Source organism: Rahnella aceris (assembly GCF_011684115.1).
Classification (GTDB): Bacteria; Pseudomonadota; Gammaproteobacteria; order Enterobacterales; family Enterobacteriaceae; genus Rahnella; species Rahnella aceris.
In genome coordinates, this window is sequence record NZ_JAADJV010000003.1 from 440,118 (window position 1) to 457,008 (window position 16,891).

Sequence of the window (16,891 nt, forward strand, 5' to 3'; positions counted from 1 at the left end):
AAAACGTCAGATTTACAGGCAATAAAAAAGCCCGCTCGGAAGCGGGCTAAAAAGGGCAAAACAGACTTTTGTCTCAACTTTCTTATTATCTCCCTGGTGCAGGATTTCTTATTCTTTCACCGTCTCCTCGAGTGTGAAGCGCCCTAACGGGTTCTGGTGGAAATCTTTGATATTTTTTCGGGTCACGTTGCGGTACGGGCTGTAATACAGATCAATCCAGTTCACATCGGCTTTCGCCATTTTCTGCAAATCGATGTACATCTGTTCACGCTTCTTCGGATCCATCTCCACCCGCGCGGCGGCCACCAGCGCTTTCACTTTGTCATTGTGATAACGCGTCATGTAATTCATGTTCGAGTCATGGCCCAGCGTAAAGGTGGTTTTCTGATCAGGGTCGAGAATGTCGTTCGTCCAGTACATCACCGAAATGTCATAGTCCCCCGCCACTAACATGTCCCAGCTCTGGCTCGGATCCACTTTCTGCAAGTTGGCAGTGATCCCGGCTTTTGCCAGTTGCTGTTGCAGCAATACCGCAATCTGTTCATCCACTTCATCACCGGCATTCACCAGATATTTCAGGGTCAGATTTTTCACTCCGGCGGCGGCCAGCAGTTGTTTGGCTTTTTCCGGGTCGTACGGGCGTTGCAGGTTGTCAGCGTAATGATACAGCGCGCCATCAGGGATGTAGGAGTTGGCGATTTTGCCGTAACCAAACGTCACGGTATCAATAATGGCTTTTTTATCGATGGCGAAGTCCAGCGCCTGACGCACTTCCACTTTGCCCAGGTCACCGTGAGAATGGTTGATCAGCAGGTGATCTTCACGGGTTGACGTATCCAGTTCGACGGCGAGTTTCGGGTCTTTTTGCAGCGATGAAATGCGCGAGAACGGAATCGACAGTGCCGCGTCAATTTCTCCGGCCTGCACTTTCAGCATGCGGGTATTGTCGTCCGGCAGCGTCAGCCACTCGACGCCATCGAGTTTCACTTTTGCGGCGTCCCAGTAGTACGGGTTCTTCACCAGTTCGACTTTCTCACCGCGCGTCCACTCTTTCACGCTGAACGCGCCGGAACCCACCGGGTGTTCGGCAAAATCATCCGCGCCCTGTTTGGTCAGCGCCTGCTGCGAAATCACCGAGGCATTCGGAAGTGCCAGTTGAGAAAGGAATGCTGCCGACGGCGTTTTCAGGGTGATCACCAGCGTATGGGCATCGGGGGCTTTCAACGTATCGATAATGCTGTATGAATCCTTCCACAGCGATCCGGCGTCATCACGGATACGCGTCAGGCTGAACACAGCATCAGAGGCGGTCACCGGTGTGCCGTCAGAGAATTTCGCGTCGCGCATTTTCAGCGTATAGGTTTTACCGTCCGGCGAAATCGTCCAGCTTTCAGCCAGGCCCGGCAGCAGTTTGGTGCCGGTATTGTCAACGCGCACCAGCGGATCGAACACGTTGGAGAACACCCAGTTATCGGCGTTTTGCGCCGACTTGATCGGGTCAAATGTGGTGCTGTCTTCACGACGGCCGATGGTCAGTACCCCCGCAGCCTGCGCCATTTCGCTGACCAGACTCAACGCCAGCAGCACCCCGGCGGCCACAACGTTAAAATGCTTTTGCTTCATGTAACATTCCTTCAGTCATCGGATTGATCCCGTCGCTTTTGTGGTTATCAAGAACACAGGCGAAGGCATGGTCGGCAATATGCCGGGTTTCAGGTGCCGCACCGTGCCTGCACTCAGGCAGCGCAAAGGCACAGCGTGGATGGAAAGCGCAGCCCGCAGGCAACGAAACCGGGCTGGGTGGTTCTCCCTGTAACGGATGCTCCGGCAGCGGCCGGTCGGGGTCGATTTCAGGGATTGCCGCTACCAGCGCGGCGGTATACGGATGGCGCGGCGCATTAAACACCGTTTGCGTCGGCCCGCTTTCGACAATACGTCCGAGATACATCACCGCCACGCGGTCACACAGGCGGCGCACAATCGCCAGATCATGGGCAATAAATAAGATCGCCAGCCCCATGCTTTCGCGCAGATCCATCAGCAGATTGATGATCTGCGCCTGAATCGACACATCCAGCGCCGCAACACATTCATCAGCGACAATCAGGCGTGGCTCGATAGCCAGCGCCCGGGCAATGCCGGCGCGCTGACATTGTCCACCGCTCAGCGCCTGCGGACGGCGCGTGGCATGTTCCGGGCTGAGGCCGACCAGCGTCAGCAACGTGCTTACCCGCGCCGGGATCTCCGCTTTCGCCACTTTGTTGTGTACCCGCAACACCTCGCCGATACTTTCGCCAATCGTCTGGCGCGGGTTGAGTGAGGAAAACGGATCCTGAAAAATCATCGCGGTTTGCTGTCGCAGACGGGCAATGTCAGGTTTCATGCCGTCGGTAATCAGTTGCCCGTTAAAACGAACCCGTCCGGCGCTGGCATTTTCCAGCTGCAACATCGCCCGCCCGAGGGTACTTTTTCCGCTGCCCGATTCACCGACCAGCCCCAGCGTTTCGCCTGCGTGAATATGCAGGGACACACCGTTCACCGCCTGAACGTGACGCTTTTTGAGGCCAAAGCCGGAGACCGGAAATGTCACGGAGAGTGCTTCCACTTCCAGCAGCGGATACGGCTGCGGCGTGAGATCAGACGAATGACTCATTGTGCCTCCCGTGGTTCAGCGGATGATGACAGGCCGTTGCGTGGCCGCCCGCTGACATCGCGGGTTGATTTTCACGGCAGAGCGCGGACGCCTGCGCACAGCGGGGATGAAAACGGCAACCACTGGGAAAATGTGCTGCGACCGGTGGCTGACCGGGCAGCGTGATCAGCCGTCCGCAACCGCCTTCACTGACCGGCTGACAGTCAATCAGGCCGCGCGTATAAGGATGCTGCGCCTGGGCTAGGACCGGCCGTTTTTCACCGGTTTCACATAAACGCCCGCCGTACATCACCGCAATGCGGTCACAGGTTTGCGCCACCACGCCAAGGTCGTGAGTGATCAGAATAATCGCGATACCCAGCCGGTCGCGCAGATCGCGGAGCAGACGTAAAATCTGCATCTGCACCGTGACATCCAGCGCCGTGGTCGGTTCATCAGCAATCAGCATTTTGGGTTCGCAGGCCAGCGCCACGGCGATCATTGCCCGCTGACGCATGCCGCCGGAAAACTCGTGCGGATAGTTATCTGCCCGTCGCTGCGGATCCGGAATACCGACCTGACGCAGCAGTTCCACCGCCTGACTCTGCGCTTCACGGCGGCTGGCCCCAAAATGCAGACGGCGGCTTTCAGCAATCTGCTGACCGATGGTCATCACCGGATTCAGATGGCTGGCCGGATTCTGGAAAATCATGCCGATCTCCCGCCCGCGAATGGCCGTCATGCGTTTATCGTTCAGCGTCAGTAAATCGGTGCCATTGAGGCGGATTTCCCCGGCGCGAATATGCAGCCCTTCACCGGGCAGCAGGCGCATCATGGCGCGACAGCTCAGGGTTTTGCCGGAGCCACTTTCGCCGACCAGCCCGAGAATATCGCCCGCATTCAATGTCAGCGAGAGTCTGTCCACCAGCGCCACACCTTGCCGGTCTTCAATGGTTAAGCCGGAAACCTGCATTAACGTCATGGCCGTTCCCCCAGTTTGTCACCCAGTCCGTCCGCCAGCAGGCTGAAACTCATCGCCAGCACCACAATCGCCAAACCGGGGAAGGTGGTTATCCACCACGCCGTAGTAATAAAGCTCTGGCCTTCGGCGACCATCACGCCCCATTCCGCTACCGGCGGCTGGACGCCCAGGCCGAGATAACTCACCGACGCGCCACTGAGTAACACCAGCACGCAGTCGGACATCGAGAACACCAGCGAACTGGTCAGCGCGTTGGGCAGAAGATGCAAAAGTAAGATACGCGGATGGCTGTAGCCCAGGCTGCGCGCGGCCAGAATGAAATCCCGGTGTTTAAGCGTCAGCACCTGCGAGCGCACCAGACGGGCATACGACACCCAGCCCACCATCGCCATCGCGATATAAAAACTGCCCAGTCCCGGCCCGAGAATGGCGATGATCGACAGCATCAGCACCAGAAAAGGAAACGCCAGCACCACGTCTATCACCCGCATGAAAAAGGTATCGACTGCGCCGCCGAGATATCCGGCAAACGCGCCGATCAGCGTGCCGAAGGTAAACGGAAAAATCACACCAATCAGACAGATTTGCAGATCAATCCGTGCCCCCCACATCACGCGGGAAAGAATGTCGCGGCCAAAGTTATCGGTGCCAAACGGATGGGCGAACGTTGGGGGTGACAGTGTCACAGATGCATCCTGCGCAATCGGATCGAACGGCGCGATCCACGGACTGAGCAGCGCAATCAGAACCCAGACACTCAGCATCAGCATGCCGAGCCGTAACGCCTGCTGGCGCGGCAACCAGCGCAGGTGAAAATGCCCCATGCGTTGTGTCGCTATCTTTTCGGTCATGCTCATAGCTTCACCCTCGGATCCAGCGCCACAGTCAGTAAGTCTGCAATCAGGTTCACGATGACTGTCGCCAGGGCGAACACCAGCACCACACCCTGCACCACCATGTAATCACGGCTGATAATGGCTTTCACCAGCAACTGCCCCATACCGGGAATGGCAAATACGCTCTCAATTACCACCGTGCTGCCAATCAGCCAGCCGATATTTACTGCCAGCAGATTGACTGTCGGCACCAGTGAATTGGGCATCACATGTCGCCAGAAAATACGGTTTTCGTTTTGCCCCCGCGCACGGGCGGCGGTGACGTAATCATTCTGTAATTCCATCAGCAGACTGGCGCGCAGGTTACGGGTCAGAACCGCTGACAGCGCCAGCGCAACGGTCAGGCACGGCAGAAACAGGTGATGAATACGCTCGCCGACATCGCTGCCATAACCCGACACCGGGAACCAGCCGAGGGACAGGCTGAACAGTAAAATCATCATGATCGCCAGCCAGAACGCCGGTAATCCGAGGCCGATAGTAGAAAGTAAACGGATCACCTGATCCGCCAGTTGCCCGCGATGTCGTGCCGCGCCGGCCGCCAGCGGCACAGTAAACAGCATCGCCAGCAGCACGCTGCCGAGCACCAGATACAGGGTTGGCTCAATACGCGACATGATCAGCGTTAACGTATCCACACGGTAAATCAGTGACTTGCCCATCTCGCCATGAAACAGGTTGCGCAGAAAATAGAGATATTGCTGCCAGACCGGCAGATCCAGTCCGTACTGCACCCGGATTCGGGCGATGGCTTCCGGTGTGCTGCGTACCCCAAGCAGGATCCGCGCCGGATCGCCGGGTATGGCGCGCACCATCACGAAAGTCAGAATACTTATCCCCAGCAACACCGGCAGCAGTTGCAGCGGTCGCCAGAGCAAAAATCGGTAACGGTGCATGACAATCCTCTTAATGACAGTTTCTGGTGCAGAGCGAGAGTCTTTTCCCCTGTGGCTTTACGTTATCCGCAGTCAGGCCGCGCCGGTAGTTAGCAAAAATACTAGGTTTGCACCGTCAGCGATGTGGCACCGCGATTGCATAAATTTTCCTTACCAGGTGAGATTGAGCAAAACCGGTGCCCGATCAGCCCATTCAGACTGGCAAACAGTGATGCGGAGATAAATTCATGAAGCTCGCGGTGCAAGAGAGTGCAGTGTCTTTGCGGGAAACGACCGTTGATGGTGCGTTTGATCAGCTTTTCGCTCAGACCTCGCGCCTGGGGTTTGACGCCCTGATTTACGACTACACGCCGGTACCGCGTTCGCTTGAGGGCGAGCTGATCACACCGTCGCTGTTGCGGATGGGTAATGTGCCCGGCGACATGCAGCGGTTATGGCTGGAGAACGGGTATTATCAGGTCGATCCGGTGCAGCATTACGCTCTCGAAAGCTGCGCACCGTTTGTCTGGTCTTATCAGCGCCCGGACAATACCTCGCTGCAAAACCGCCTCAGTGACCTCAACAAACCGGTCACCCATTACATGTGCGATAACAACATGCCGAGCGGCGCGACGGTGCCGTTGCATTTGCCAAATGGTGGATTTGTGACGGTCACCGGCATTCACACCGGTGCGGGACATGAGCTGGATATTCATGATGTATTGGCCGAACTGAGCCTGCTGGCGCTGACCTTTCAGGAGTGCGTGTTTCCGCTGTTCGACAGCAGCATTCTCACCTGTCGCCACGTGCGCTTAAGCAAGCGCGAACGCGAATGTCTGACGTGGGCGGCAGAAGGCTTAACCGCCAAAGAGATCGCCCGCAAACTCAACCGGTCGATTGCCACCGTCACGCTCCATCTCAATACCGCCGCCCGCAAACTGGGGGCCAGTAACCGTGTGCAGGCCGTGGTTCGCGCGATGCATTACCGTTTACTCGACAGTTAATCTGCCCTGTTTTCTATCTTTTTTACTAGCTGTTCAACGCCGCCCCGATGTTTACCCTGTGGTTATTATTCACCGACAGGGGAAACAAAATGTACAACATCACTGAAGGCTATGCGCCGTTTCAGGAATACCAGACCTGGTACCGCATCTGTGGCGATTTACACAACGGCAAGACTCCGCTGGTTATTGCTCACGGCGGCCCCGGCTGCACCCATGATTACGTTGATGCCTTCCGCGATATCGCCGGAACCGGCCGCGCGGTGATCCACTACGATCAGATTGGTAATGGTCGCTCGACCCACCTTCCCGACAAACCCGCCGGCTTCTGGCAGCCCGCGTTCTTTCTGGCGGAACTGGATAATTTGCTACGCCATCTGGGCATTGAAAAAGATTACGCGCTGCTCGGCCAGTCCTGGGGCGGCATGCTCGGTGCCGAACACGCCGTCATGCAACCTCCTGGCCTGAAAGCGCTGGTCATCGCCAACTCACCGGCCTCGATGGAACTCTGGTTGCAGGCCGCCGCCCGCCTGCGCAGCGAACTGCCGCCGGAGGTTCAGGAAACCTTACTGGCACATGAAGCCGCCGGAACCCTCAACAGCGCAGAATACAAAGCGGCGTCGCAGGTATTCTATGCCCGTCATGTCTGCCGTCTCGATCCGTGGCCGGAGGAGGTAAAACGTACCTTTGCGGCGATGGACGAGGATCCGACGGTGTACCTCGCCATGAACGGCCCGACTGAATTCCACGTCATTGGCAGCATGAAAGACTGGACGGTGATCGACCGCCTGCCCGCCATTAACGTGCCGGTATTGCTGATTTCCGGCCGCTACGATGAAGCCGCTCCCGACGTGGTGCAGCCGTTCGCAGATTTAATCAAAGGCGCTGAATGGGTGATTTTCGAGAATTCGAGCCACATGCCACACGTCGAGGAACGGGAAGCCTGTATGAAATGCGTCGGGGAGTTTCTGGAGATCAACAGCTCCCGCTGATGACGTATACAGGCTGCTTCTGGCTTATCCCGAAGCAGCCTGAGGGAATATTCTTTATGCCCCGATGACTCACATCGTTAACGGCTGACACCGGGCGATTGCCCGGTAATGCGCTTATAAGCCCGGCTAAACGCAGCCTGTGAGGTATAACCCAGACGAAATGCCACGTTCTCGATAGAAATCTTGCTGTCTGAGAGCCACTGCGTGGCGAGTTGCATGCGCAGTTCCGTCACGTAACGCAACGGCGATACGCCAATCATCGATTGAAAACGCGCGGCGAAAACCGAGCGCGAGATGTGCGACTCTGCCGCCAGCTCCGCGACGGTCCAGTTCCTGCCCGGCTGCCGGTGCAGCGCCAGAATTGCCCTAGCCAGCCGGGGTTCCCGCAATGCAGCGGCAATGCCTGAGGCATTTTCACATCCACATTCCACCCACCCGCGAACGATCATTGCCGCGGCAACTTCCGCAAGCCGGGCCAGAATGCCTGCAAAGCCGATACGGCCGGAGCATATTTCACGTTTCATCGAATCAATCACCGGCAACAGTCCGGGATAGCGTTCGCCTTTGGCATCCGCCACCATGGTTTCCGGCATCAGTTTACCCAGACTTTGCATTCCGCCCAGATCAAACGCCATGCAGCCATAAAAAAGAATCGCGCCCGGTATCGTATCCCTGCTCGGGCAGGTATCCACACCACTCACGGCTTCCCCTAATGGCGCGACATCGAAGTCGTCAATGTCCTGAGCGGTATGGCCGGGTTCAGAAAGAAGCTGATGTGCCATTCCGTGCGGCATAAAAATGACATCACCGGCAGACAATGGATGGATCGCGCCATCCCCGGTTTTAAGAACAGCGGAACCGACGGCAAGATAGTGAAAATAAGCATGTCCGGGCCTCGGTTTGAACGCCATGCCAAATTCAGAGCCGGTCTGGATGCGGCGATATTGCACACCACGCAGACGCATTCCTGTCAGGAGTTCACTGATCAGGTCAGAAGAAAGGGCAAAGGGATCGTGCTGGGTCATTTCAGGAGTAATAGTCAAAAAACAAGGATTTCGAATCATAGATCATCTCAACCATCCTGCCTAGACTCTGCGCTACGTTAATCTTCAGGAACATTTGAAATGAATCATAAAACAGAGGGCTCAGCGCCCGCGACCCGACAAGATGTGCAACAGGCTCCGCCAGCATGGATGGCAGTCTTCTCCCTCACCATGGGCGTGTTCGGTTTGTTAACAGCAGAATACCTGCCAGCCAGCCTGTTAACGCCCATGGCCTCAGACCTGCAGGTGACAGAAGCATTGGCCGGTCAGGCGGTGACGGTCACCGCGGTTATCGCGCTGTTTGCCGGACTGCTGGTACCGGGCCTGACCCGTAAGCTTGACCGCAGAACCGTTCTGTTAAGTTTTACTGTGCTGATGATCGCCTCAAACCTGCTGGTCGCCCTTTCCTCCAGCCTTGCCGTGTTGCTGGTGATGCGGATCCTGCTTGGCGTCGCGCTGGGCGGATTCTGGAGTATGGCCGCAGCGGTCGCGATGCGGCTGGTTCCGGAGAAACTCGTGCCGCGGGCACTGTCGGTTATCTTCAGTGGTATTGCGGTGGGAACCGTCGTTTCCGTGCCGCTGGGAAGCTTTCTCGGTGAACTCTATGGCTGGCGCAGCGCGTTCATTGCCGCGGCTCTGGTGGGAGGAGTCACTCTTGCTTTTCAGTGGTTCACATTACCGCGCATGGCGCCCCGTCAGGTTACACATATAGCATCAGTCTTAACATTGCTGCGCCGTCCCGGCATTGCCACGGGGATGTCCGGCTGTGTGCTGGCACATACCGGCCAGTATGCCCTGTTTACGTATATTCGCCCTTCTCTGGAAAGCGTGAGTCATGTAAATGCGGGCGGACTGGCCCTGCTATTGCTCGGATTCGGAGTGGCAAATTTTGCGGGTACATTGCTGGCCGGATGGATAATGACTTACAGCCTTCGCCTGACGCTGATTGTGATGCCTTGTTTAGTCGGTATCGCAGCGCTGGGGATGATATTACTGCCCGTTCAGATCACCGGACTCACTCTGCTGGTTTTGCTGTGGGGGCTGGCATTCGGCGGTGTCCCCGTCGCCTGGTCAAACTGGGTAACCCGCTCGGTGCCCGATCAGGCTGAGAGCGCAGGAGGCATGGTGGTGGCTGCCGTGCAATCTTCTATCGCGGCCGGTGCGGCACTGGGAGGCGTCATGTTCGGACTGGGGGGGATCTCCGGGGTATTTATCACGGCAGGTATTGTGATGTTAAGTGCTGCGCTGATCATTGCCTTGTGCGTCAGGGTTGGCCTGTCCGGTGACGGCGCAGAAACCCAGTCCCTTCAGCACGAATAGCGTCAGGGAAATACGCTGATGATCATTCAGTAAATTCCTAAAAACAGCTAAAATTAATTCCACACAACCATTGTTACCATCATATCCGAATACTCAATTTATCATCATGTTAAAACTATTTCCGGTTCATTTCCCTGAACCGGATTGAGCTATAACAGTTTTATTAAAATTGAATATACGTTTTAGGGATAAAATTTACTCCCGGCGGAGTAAAAAATACAGATGAAATATAAATCCTTAAAAATCAATAAACCACACCATGCTGGCGACAATGTTTTTAATTTCTATCATGCGCAGGCGGGAAATAAAATCAATTTCGCTTCACGAAAAAAACAACAATTAACCCATTGAATTTTAATGATAAAAATGAAAATAACCTGAACTGTTATAGTGTATTTTCACCAAACTGTATCTACCCCGCAAAATAATATCAGTGCACAATCCTTTCATCTTAATCACGTATAAATCACAAGTGTACTCTGTATGTTAATTTTAATTAACGTGTCCCACTTTCTCCACAGGGGATGTCAGCAATGTTTGGATTAGATGCTTTTCACCTGGCAAGAATACAATTCGCATTCACCGTGTCTTTTCACATCATATTTCCTGCCATTACGATCGGGCTGGCCAGTTTTCTTGCGGTGCTTGAAGGGATGTGGCTGAAAACCGGCAACCGCAGTTACCGGGATCTGTATCATTTCTGGTCCAAAATTTTTGCTGTTAACTTTGGCATGGGGGTCGTGTCAGGTCTGGTGATGGCCTATCAGTTCGGCACCAACTGGAGCGGATTCTCGCAATTTGCCGGTAGCATTACCGGCCCTTTACTGACCTATGAAGTGCTGACCGCATTTTTCCTCGAAGCCGGTTTTCTGGGCGTGATGTTGTTCGGCTGGAACCGGGTGGGGCCTGGCCTGCATTTCTTTGCGACCTGTATGGTGGCGCTGGGCACGCTTATCTCCACCTTTTGGATCCTGGCATCGAACAGCTGGATGCATACTCCGCAGGGCTATGAAATTGTCAATGGCGTCGTGGTGCCGACGGACTGGTTTAAGGTCATTTTTAACCCGTCATTTCCTTATCGTCTGTTCCATATGTCCATCGCGGCTTTCCTCGCCAGTGCGTTCTTTGTGGGGGCTTCCGGTGCCTGGCACCTGCTTCGCGGCAATGATACGCCAGCGGTTCGGAAAATGTTTTCCATGGCATTGTGGATGGCGCTGATCGTCGCCCCCATTCAGGCAATGGTCGGTGACGCCCACGGACTGAATACGCTGGAATATCAGCCCGCCAAAATTGCGGCCATTGAAGGGCACTGGGAAAATCCGCCCGGGGAAGCCACACCGTTAATTCTTTTTGGCATCCCGGATATGGAGCAGGAACGCACGAAATATGCGCTGGAGATCCCTTATCTGGGCAGTATGATCCTGACACATAGCCTGCAAAAACAGGTGCCCGCGCTGAAGAGTTTCCCGAAAGAAGATCGTCCCTATTCGCCGGTAGTTTTCTGGTCTTTCCGCATCATGGTCGCGCTCGGTCTGCTGATGATCACGGCAGGCGTGCTGGGTGTGTGGCTGCGTTATAAAAAGCGGCTTTATCAGTCCCGCCCGTTCCTTTGGTTCACGCTGCTGATGGGACCTTCCGGTCTGATTGCCCTGCTTGCGGGCTGGTTTACTACTGAAATTGGCCGTCAGCCGTGGGTGGTTTATGGCGTTCAGCGCACCCGCGATGCCGTCTCCGCGCACGGTGAAATGCACATGAGCCTCAGCCTGTTAGCTTTCCTGCTGGTGTACTCGTCCGTTTTTGGTATTGGCTACGTTTACATGATGCGTCTTATCAAAAAAGGGCCGGTGACCGGTGAAGGTGATGAGGTTTCTCACGGTGGACCAGGTAAGCCAAACACACCGGCGCGTCCGCTGTCTGCGGCGCAGGAAGGGCTGAGCAATCCTGAGGGAAGTAAAAAATATGATTGATTACACTATTATATGGTTTGGAATTATCGTATTTGCGAACCTGATGTACATCGTAATGGATGGCTTTGATCTGGGTATCGGTATTTTATTCCCGTTCAATAAAGACAAAACCGAACGCGACATGATGGTCAACACCGTTGCACCGGTGTGGGACGGTAATGAAACCTGGCTGGTACTGGGCGGCGCGGCCTTATACGGCGCTTTCCCGCTGGCTTATTCGGTGATCACCGATGCACTCACCATTCCGTTAACCCTGATGCTTTTCGGTCTTATTTTTCGCGGCGTGGCGTTTGAATTTCGCTTCAAGGCGACCGAAAAGCACCGTCCGTTTTGGGACAAATCGTTCATTGCCGGTTCCATCGTGGCCACCTTCAGTCAGGGCGTGGCCGTCGGCGCAGTGCTTAATGGCTTTGAGGTGACAGGCAGAACGTATAGCGGCTCAGCGTTAAGCTGGCTGGCCCCCTTCCCTATTTTTTGTGGTATCGGGCTGGTGGTCGCCTACGCGCTGCTGGGCTGTACATGGTTAATCATGAAAACGGAAAATGCCCTGCATCAGAAGATGTGCCGTCTGGCTAAACCCCTGGTGATCACGCTGCTGGCGATCACCGGTGTGATCAGCATCTGGACGCCGCTGACCCATGCCGATATTGCTCATCGCTGGTTCAGCATGCCGAATCTGATCGCCTTTCTGCCGGTGCCGGTACTGGTCTTAGCCTGTACCTGGGGAATTTTGCGGGCGATAAAAAGTCACGCGCACTATATGCCGTTTCTGCTGACTCTCGCGCTGATTTTCCTCGGATTTTCGGGGCTTGGGATCAGCATCTGGCCGAATATTATTCCGCCGGCCATCTCGATTTGGGATGCGGCATCGTCAGAGAAAAGCCTGGCATTTATGCTGGTTGGCGCGGTGTTCATCATCCCCGTGATCCTGATTTATACCTTCTGGAGCTATTACGTCTTCCGGGGGAAAATCAGGGAAAACGAAGGCTACCATTGATCGCAACAGTATCGGGCGAAATGACCGCATTTCGCCCGGTTATCACCGGAGGTTCCTGATGCAGGATATGACCGTTAATAGTAAGAAGCCCTTCTGGAAACGCGTCGTCTGGCTGATCGTCATTTATTCATTGAGTGTTTTATCACTGGCCGTGGTGGCATTCTTATTCAGAATGATGATGACGGCAGCCGGAATGAAGTCGCATTAAAAATACGGGGTCAGATGCAGCGACCGTTGTCACCCTTGCCCGAAAATCTTAATCACCGCATCCAGATGTTCCTTCATTGCCTTCTTCGCTGCACGACTGTCACGGGCCTCCAGCGCGGTCAGGATCTCGAGGTGCTCAATCTCAGAACGGTGCGGCATGTCCTGCGGCGTGTAGTGTAATTGCAGGCTGCGGAACATGGTGCCATAACGGTGGCCGAGCAGGTGGGCGATGATGAAGGCATAAGCCGGATTTCCGCTGGCCTGCGCAATACGGATATGGAACAACCGGTCGCCGGGATGCGTTGCCGAGCCATTGCGGTTATCGCGACAGTTTTGTTCATATGCCTGCCTGATCGCCGCAAGTTCGGCGTCAGTGGCATTTCTTGCCGCCAGCGCGGCGGTTTCCGGCTCTATCAGACGACGGGTTTGCAACAGCGAAAACGGTGGCAGTTCAGCCGTAAAATCCAGCTCAATATTCAGCTCATCATCCACATCCGCCCACTGATTACGCCCTGCCTGCGACATCACCGGCTCCTGCGAAGGCGTGGCCGGAACGGCAGGTTGCTGACGGACAATGACGCCGTTTCCCACCCGCACATCCACCAGCCCGATCACTTCCAGCGCAATCAGCGCCTCACGCACCGACGCGCGGCTGACCTGTAACTGACTCGCCAGTTCACGCTCGGCCGGAAGACGGCTGCCGGGCGGAAATTCTTTGTTATCAATTAACGTTTTAAGCTGGTCAGCTATCTGCCTGTATATTCTGGGATTTTCTAATTTTTTTATCGGCATCGGACACCTGCGGTCAATTCTCATTAAGTGATTCAGCTAGCATTTTCCGGACAAAAATCTTGCTGATTTGTTTTATGCATGTAAAAAATTGGTTAACCGAAATGGCGTTTTAAGCAGAAGCTTGCCGAACATCTTAACAAAAAGCACTGCGTTTAACGCGTTTTTTTCACCTCCAATGGCCTGACCATTAGGCCTTTAAAGCACCTTTTAGGGAGAATTGTTATGAACCTGGCCGGGAAAAAAGTTCTGATCACCGCCGCCGGACAAGGCATCGGTTTCAACACCGCCACGCTGTTTGCCCGTGAAGGCGCAGAGGTGATTGCCACCGACATCAACATCGACGCATTACACAATATTCCCGGCATCACCCCGCGCCTGCTTGATGTGACCGACCCGCAGGCGATTGCTGCGCTGGCAGAAGAAACCGGCGCGCTCGATGTGCTGTTCAACTGCGCTGGCGTGGTGCACAGCGGCGATATCCTGACCTGCACCGAACGCGAATGGCAGTTTGCGCTCGATCTTAACGTCACCGCGATGTTCCGCATGATCCGCGCTTTTCTGCCCGCCATGCTTGAGCGCAACCACGGTTCAGTGATCAACATGTCTTCCGTCGCCTCCAGCATCAAAGGTGTGCCGAACCGCTTTGCTTACAGCGCTTCAAAAGCGGCCGTGATTGGCCTGACCCGTTCTGTTGCAGCGGATTACGTCACCCGCGGCATTCGCTGTAACGCGATTTGTCCGGGCACGGTGGAATCGCCGTCCCTGCGCCAGCGCATCGCGGCACAGGCAAAGGCCGAAGGCCGCAGCGAAGCCGAGGTGTACGCGGCGTTTGTTTCCCGCCAGCCGATCGGGCGCATCGGTAAAACCGAAGAAATCGCCCAGCTTGCGCTGTATCTGGCTTCCGACGCCAGTTCATACACCACCGGCACGGTTCAAATTATTGACGGCGGCTGGAGCAACTGACACGCCAGCGGCTTTAAACATTTGATTTTCACCGATCTGACTTTCACAGAAGGACACTGACCCATGAAATTATTACGTTACGGCAACGCAGGTTCTGAGCGCCCCGGCCTGCTGGATGACAACGGCACGTTGCGGGATCTCAGCGCACATATTGCCGACATTAGCGGCGAATTTCTGCAGCCTGAAACGCTGGATAAACTGCGCCAGCTCGATCCGCACACGCTGCCACTGGTCGGCGGTGAACCACGTCTGGGTGCCTGTGTCGGCAAGGTGGGGAAATTTATCTGTATCGGCCTCAATTACGCCGACCACGCCGCCGAAACTGGCGCGGAGATCCCGAAAGAACCGGTGATTTTCAGCAAATGGACCAGCGCGATGGTCGGGCCAAATGACGACGTGGAGATCCCGCGTGATTCTGTCAAAACCGACTGGGAAGTGGAACTCGGTGTGGTGATCGGCACCGGCGGGCGCTATATCAGCGAAGCCGATGCGATGTCGCACGTCGCCGGTTACTGCGTGATTAACGATGTCTCTGAGCGCGAATTCCAGATTGAACGCGGCGGCACCTGGGACAAAGGTAAAGGTTGCGACACATTCGGCCCGACCGGTCCGTGGCTGGTGACAGCGGATGAAATCCCTGACCCGCACCAGTTGAATCTGTGGCTGGAAGTTGACGGCAAGCGCTATCAGAACGGCAATACGCGCACCATGATTTTCCAGATCCCAGAAATCATCAGTTATCTCAGCCGCTTCATGAGCCTGCAACCCGGTGACATCATTTCTACCGGCACACCGCCGGGCGTCGGACTGGGGCAAAAACCGCCGGTGTACCTGAAAGCCGGTCAGGTGATGCGGCTTGGGATTGAAGGTTTGGGTGAGCAGCGCCAGAAGACAGTGCAGGCATAACCCTTTACAGCTAAAGGAATTTTGCGATGACAACGATTACCGCTTTACGTGTTGAAGATGTGCGTTTCCCGACCTCGCTGGCGCTGGACGGTTCGGATGCCATGAACCCGGATCCGGATTATTCCGCCGCGTATGTGATTTTAGACACTGACACTCCGGCGCTGAAAGGCCACGGCCTGACCTTCACCATCGGGCGCGGCAATGAAATCTGCTGTGCGGCGATTAAAGCGCTGGAACATCTGATCGTGGGCCGCGAACTGGCGGACATTACCGCCGATATGGGCCAGTTCTGGCGCGATTTCACCAGCGACAGCCAGTTGCGCTGGATTGGTCCTGACAAAGGCGCAATCCACCTGGCGACCGGTGCGGTGGTTAACGCGGTGTGGGATTTATGGAGCAAAGCCGCCGGTAAACCGCTGTGGAAACTGGTCGCCGATATGTCGCCGGAAGAGCTGGTGCGCTGCATCGATTTTCGTTACATCACTGACTGCATCACGCCGCAGGAAGCGCTGGCCTTATTGCAGCAACGTGCCGACAACAAACCCCGGCGCACGGAGAAACTGCTGGCGGAAGGCTACCCGTGCTACACCACGTCAGCGGGCTGGCTCGGCTATCCCGACGATAAACTTCGCCGTTTATGTCAGGAAGCGGTCGACGCCGGTTTCGATTATCTGAAACTAAAAGTCGGGCGCGACCTGGAAGACGACATCCGCCGTGTGCGCATCGCCCGCGAAGTGATCGGCCCGGACCGCAAACTGATGATCGACGCCAATCAGGTATGGGAAACCAACGACGCCATCCCCTGGGTGAACGCCCTCGCCTTTGCCAACCCCTGGTTTATCGAAGAACCGACTAGCCCGGACGACATCGAAGGCCACCGCAAAATCCGTCAGGGCGTTGCACCGGTTAAAGTCGCCACCGGCGAAATGTGCCAGAACCGCATCATGTTCAAGCAGTTCATTATGCGCGAAGCCATCGACGTGGTGCAGATTGATGCCTGCCGCATGGGCGGCGTCAACGAAGTGCTGGCGGTGATGCTGATGGCGGCCAAATACAATCTGCCGGTGTGTCCGCACGCGGGCGGCGTCGGGTTATGCGAATACGTGCAGCATCTGTCGATGATTGATTATCTGTGCATCGCAGGTACGCACGAAGGCCGCGTCATCGAATACGTTGACCATCTTCACGAGCATTTTGTGCATCCGTGCGACGTCCGGGGCGCGGCCTATATGCCGCCGCAGGCATCGGGATTCTCCATTGAGATGCATCAGGCGTCGATCGAAAGATACCGCCATCACGCCTGACCTTAATGATCGAA

General features: G+C 55.6%; 16 protein-coding genes. 9 read left to right on the plus strand and 7 right to left on the minus strand.

Annotated elements, in window-relative coordinates:
• Positions 1-108: 108 nt before the first annotated feature.
• From GW591_RS17525 to GW591_RS17545, 5 genes are read right to left on the minus strand one after another with little or no spacing between them, the layout of a single operon-like run.
• The gene (locus GW591_RS17525) at positions 109-1,623 is read right to left on the minus strand and encodes an ABC transporter substrate-binding protein (RefSeq protein ID WP_013577860.1); all 1,515 of its coding nucleotides are present in this window, start codon (positions 1,621-1,623) and stop codon (positions 109-111) included.
• Positions 1,604-2,653 (minus strand): ABC transporter ATP-binding protein, encoded by a 1,050-nt coding sequence (locus GW591_RS17530; RefSeq protein WP_013577861.1) that lies wholly within the window; start codon positions 2,651-2,653, stop codon positions 1,604-1,606. Before GW591_RS17530 ends, GW591_RS17525 begins: the two co-directional genes overlap by 20 nt.
• Entirely contained in the window at positions 2,637-3,614 is a 978-nt protein-coding gene (locus GW591_RS17535; protein WP_166861134.1) for an ABC transporter ATP-binding protein, read from the minus strand. The genes GW591_RS17530 and GW591_RS17535 overlap by 17 nt, the downstream gene beginning before the upstream one ends.
• Complete coding sequence (locus GW591_RS17540) at positions 3,611-4,471, minus strand: ABC transporter permease (RefSeq protein WP_013577863.1); 861 nt, start codon at positions 4,469-4,471, stop codon at positions 3,611-3,613. Before GW591_RS17540 ends, GW591_RS17535 begins: the two co-directional genes overlap by 4 nt.
• The gene (locus tag GW591_RS17545) at positions 4,468-5,406 is read right to left on the minus strand and encodes an ABC transporter permease (protein WP_037033096.1); all 939 of its coding nucleotides are present in this window, start codon (positions 5,404-5,406) and stop codon (positions 4,468-4,470) included. Before GW591_RS17545 ends, GW591_RS17540 begins: the two co-directional genes overlap by 4 nt.
• 227 nt (positions 5,407-5,633) lie before the next feature.
• Between GW591_RS17545 and GW591_RS17550 the strand changes: the two genes are divergently transcribed.
• Together GW591_RS17550 and GW591_RS17555 are read left to right on the plus strand one after the other, a co-directional pair.
• Positions 5,634-6,389: a LuxR family transcriptional regulator gene (locus GW591_RS17550; RefSeq protein ID WP_037033099.1), complete on the plus strand. Its 756-nt coding sequence runs from the start codon at positions 5,634-5,636 to the stop codon at positions 6,387-6,389.
• 89 nt (positions 6,390-6,478) lie between these two features.
• Entirely contained in the window at positions 6,479-7,378 is a 900-nt protein-coding gene (locus tag GW591_RS17555; protein ID WP_166861136.1) for a proline iminopeptidase-family hydrolase, read from the plus strand.
• A 77-nt stretch (positions 7,379-7,455) separates the two neighbouring features.
• On the opposite strand, the gene GW591_RS17560 is transcribed toward GW591_RS17555, so the two are convergent.
• Positions 7,456-8,442 carry an AraC family transcriptional regulator gene (locus GW591_RS17560; RefSeq protein ID WP_166861138.1) on the minus strand — a complete coding sequence of 329 codons (987 nt, stop codon included), beginning with the start codon at positions 8,440-8,442 and terminating at the stop codon, positions 7,456-7,458.
• Positions 8,443-8,502: 60 nt separating this feature from the next.
• Here GW591_RS17560 and GW591_RS17565 point away from each other — a divergent pair, with 60 nt between their 5' ends.
• From GW591_RS17565 to GW591_RS17580, 4 genes are all read left to right on the plus strand, one after another.
• Complete coding sequence (locus tag GW591_RS17565) at positions 8,503-9,741, plus strand: MFS transporter (RefSeq protein ID WP_166861141.1); 1,239 nt, start codon at positions 8,503-8,505, stop codon at positions 9,739-9,741.
• A gap of 533 nt (positions 9,742-10,274) precedes the next feature.
• Positions 10,275-11,708 carry a cytochrome ubiquinol oxidase subunit I gene (locus GW591_RS17570; protein ID WP_166861143.1) on the plus strand — a complete coding sequence of 478 codons (1,434 nt, stop codon included), beginning with the start codon at positions 10,275-10,277 and terminating at the stop codon, positions 11,706-11,708.
• Positions 11,701-12,705, plus strand: coding sequence for a cytochrome d ubiquinol oxidase subunit II (gene cydB / locus GW591_RS17575; protein WP_153376378.1), 1,005 nt, complete (start codon positions 11,701-11,703; stop codon positions 12,703-12,705). Before GW591_RS17570 ends, cydB begins: the two co-directional genes overlap by 8 nt.
• A 58-nt stretch (positions 12,706-12,763) precedes the next feature.
• Entirely contained in the window at positions 12,764-12,913 is a 150-nt protein-coding gene (locus GW591_RS17580) for a DUF2474 domain-containing protein (RefSeq protein ID WP_013577871.1), read from the plus strand.
• Between the two features lie 29 nt (positions 12,914-12,942).
• Here the strand turns inward: GW591_RS17580 and GW591_RS17585 are convergent, their stop codons facing one another.
• Positions 12,943-13,704 (minus strand): FadR/GntR family transcriptional regulator, encoded by a 762-nt coding sequence (locus GW591_RS17585; protein ID WP_112151518.1) that lies wholly within the window; start codon positions 13,702-13,704, stop codon positions 12,943-12,945.
• A 222-nt stretch (positions 13,705-13,926) separates the two neighbouring features.
• Here GW591_RS17585 and GW591_RS17590 point away from each other — a divergent pair, with 222 nt between their 5' ends.
• The 3 genes from GW591_RS17590 (at position 13,927) to GW591_RS17600 (ending at position 16,877) form a co-directional block, all read left to right on the plus strand.
• Positions 13,927-14,667 carry an SDR family oxidoreductase gene (locus tag GW591_RS17590; RefSeq protein WP_013577873.1) on the plus strand — a complete coding sequence of 247 codons (741 nt, stop codon included), beginning with the start codon at positions 13,927-13,929 and terminating at the stop codon, positions 14,665-14,667.
• Between the two features lie 63 nt (positions 14,668-14,730).
• Complete coding sequence (locus tag GW591_RS17595; protein ID WP_166861146.1) at positions 14,731-15,573, plus strand: fumarylacetoacetate hydrolase family protein; 843 nt, start codon at positions 14,731-14,733, stop codon at positions 15,571-15,573.
• A gap of 26 nt (positions 15,574-15,599) precedes the next feature.
• Positions 15,600-16,877, plus strand: coding sequence for an L-fuconate dehydratase (locus tag GW591_RS17600; RefSeq protein WP_166861148.1), 1,278 nt, complete (start codon positions 15,600-15,602; stop codon positions 16,875-16,877).
• The last annotated feature ends 14 nt before the right edge of the window (positions 16,878-16,891 follow it).

Bases quoted from the DNA above. Each gene is read 5' to 3' on its own strand.
- GW591_RS17525 (WP_013577860.1), bottom strand. From the start codon at position 1,623: ATGAAGCAAAAGCATTTTAACGTTGTGGCCGCCGGGGTGCTGCTGGCG.
- GW591_RS17530 (WP_013577861.1), bottom strand. From the start codon at position 2,653: ATGAGTCATTCGTCTGATCTCACGCCGCAGCCGTATCCGCTGCTGGAA.
- GW591_RS17535 (WP_166861134.1), bottom strand. From the start codon at position 3,614: ATGACGTTAATGCAGGTTTCCGGCTTAACCATTGAAGACCGGCAAGGT.
- GW591_RS17540 (WP_013577863.1), bottom strand. From the start codon at position 4,471: ATGAGCATGACCGAAAAGATAGCGACACAACGCATGGGGCATTTTCAC.
- GW591_RS17545 (WP_037033096.1), bottom strand. From the start codon at position 5,406: ATGCACCGTTACCGATTTTTGCTCTGGCGACCGCTGCAACTGCTGCCG.
- GW591_RS17550 (WP_037033099.1), top strand. From the start codon at position 5,634: ATGAAGCTCGCGGTGCAAGAGAGTGCAGTGTCTTTGCGGGAAACGACC.
- GW591_RS17555 (WP_166861136.1), top strand. From the start codon at position 6,479: ATGTACAACATCACTGAAGGCTATGCGCCGTTTCAGGAATACCAGACC.
- GW591_RS17560 (WP_166861138.1), bottom strand. From the start codon at position 8,442: ATGATTCGAAATCCTTGTTTTTTGACTATTACTCCTGAAATGACCCAG.
- GW591_RS17565 (WP_166861141.1), top strand. From the start codon at position 8,503: ATGAATCATAAAACAGAGGGCTCAGCGCCCGCGACCCGACAAGATGTG.
- GW591_RS17570 (WP_166861143.1), top strand. From the start codon at position 10,275: ATGTTTGGATTAGATGCTTTTCACCTGGCAAGAATACAATTCGCATTC.
- cydB (WP_153376378.1), top strand. From the start codon at position 11,701: ATGATTGATTACACTATTATATGGTTTGGAATTATCGTATTTGCGAAC.
- GW591_RS17580 (WP_013577871.1), top strand. From the start codon at position 12,764: ATGCAGGATATGACCGTTAATAGTAAGAAGCCCTTCTGGAAACGCGTC.
- GW591_RS17585 (WP_112151518.1), bottom strand. From the start codon at position 13,704: ATGCCGATAAAAAAATTAGAAAATCCCAGAATATACAGGCAGATAGCT.
- GW591_RS17590 (WP_013577873.1), top strand. From the start codon at position 13,927: ATGAACCTGGCCGGGAAAAAAGTTCTGATCACCGCCGCCGGACAAGGC.
- GW591_RS17595 (WP_166861146.1), top strand. From the start codon at position 14,731: ATGAAATTATTACGTTACGGCAACGCAGGTTCTGAGCGCCCCGGCCTG.
- GW591_RS17600 (WP_166861148.1), top strand. From the start codon at position 15,600: ATGACAACGATTACCGCTTTACGTGTTGAAGATGTGCGTTTCCCGACC.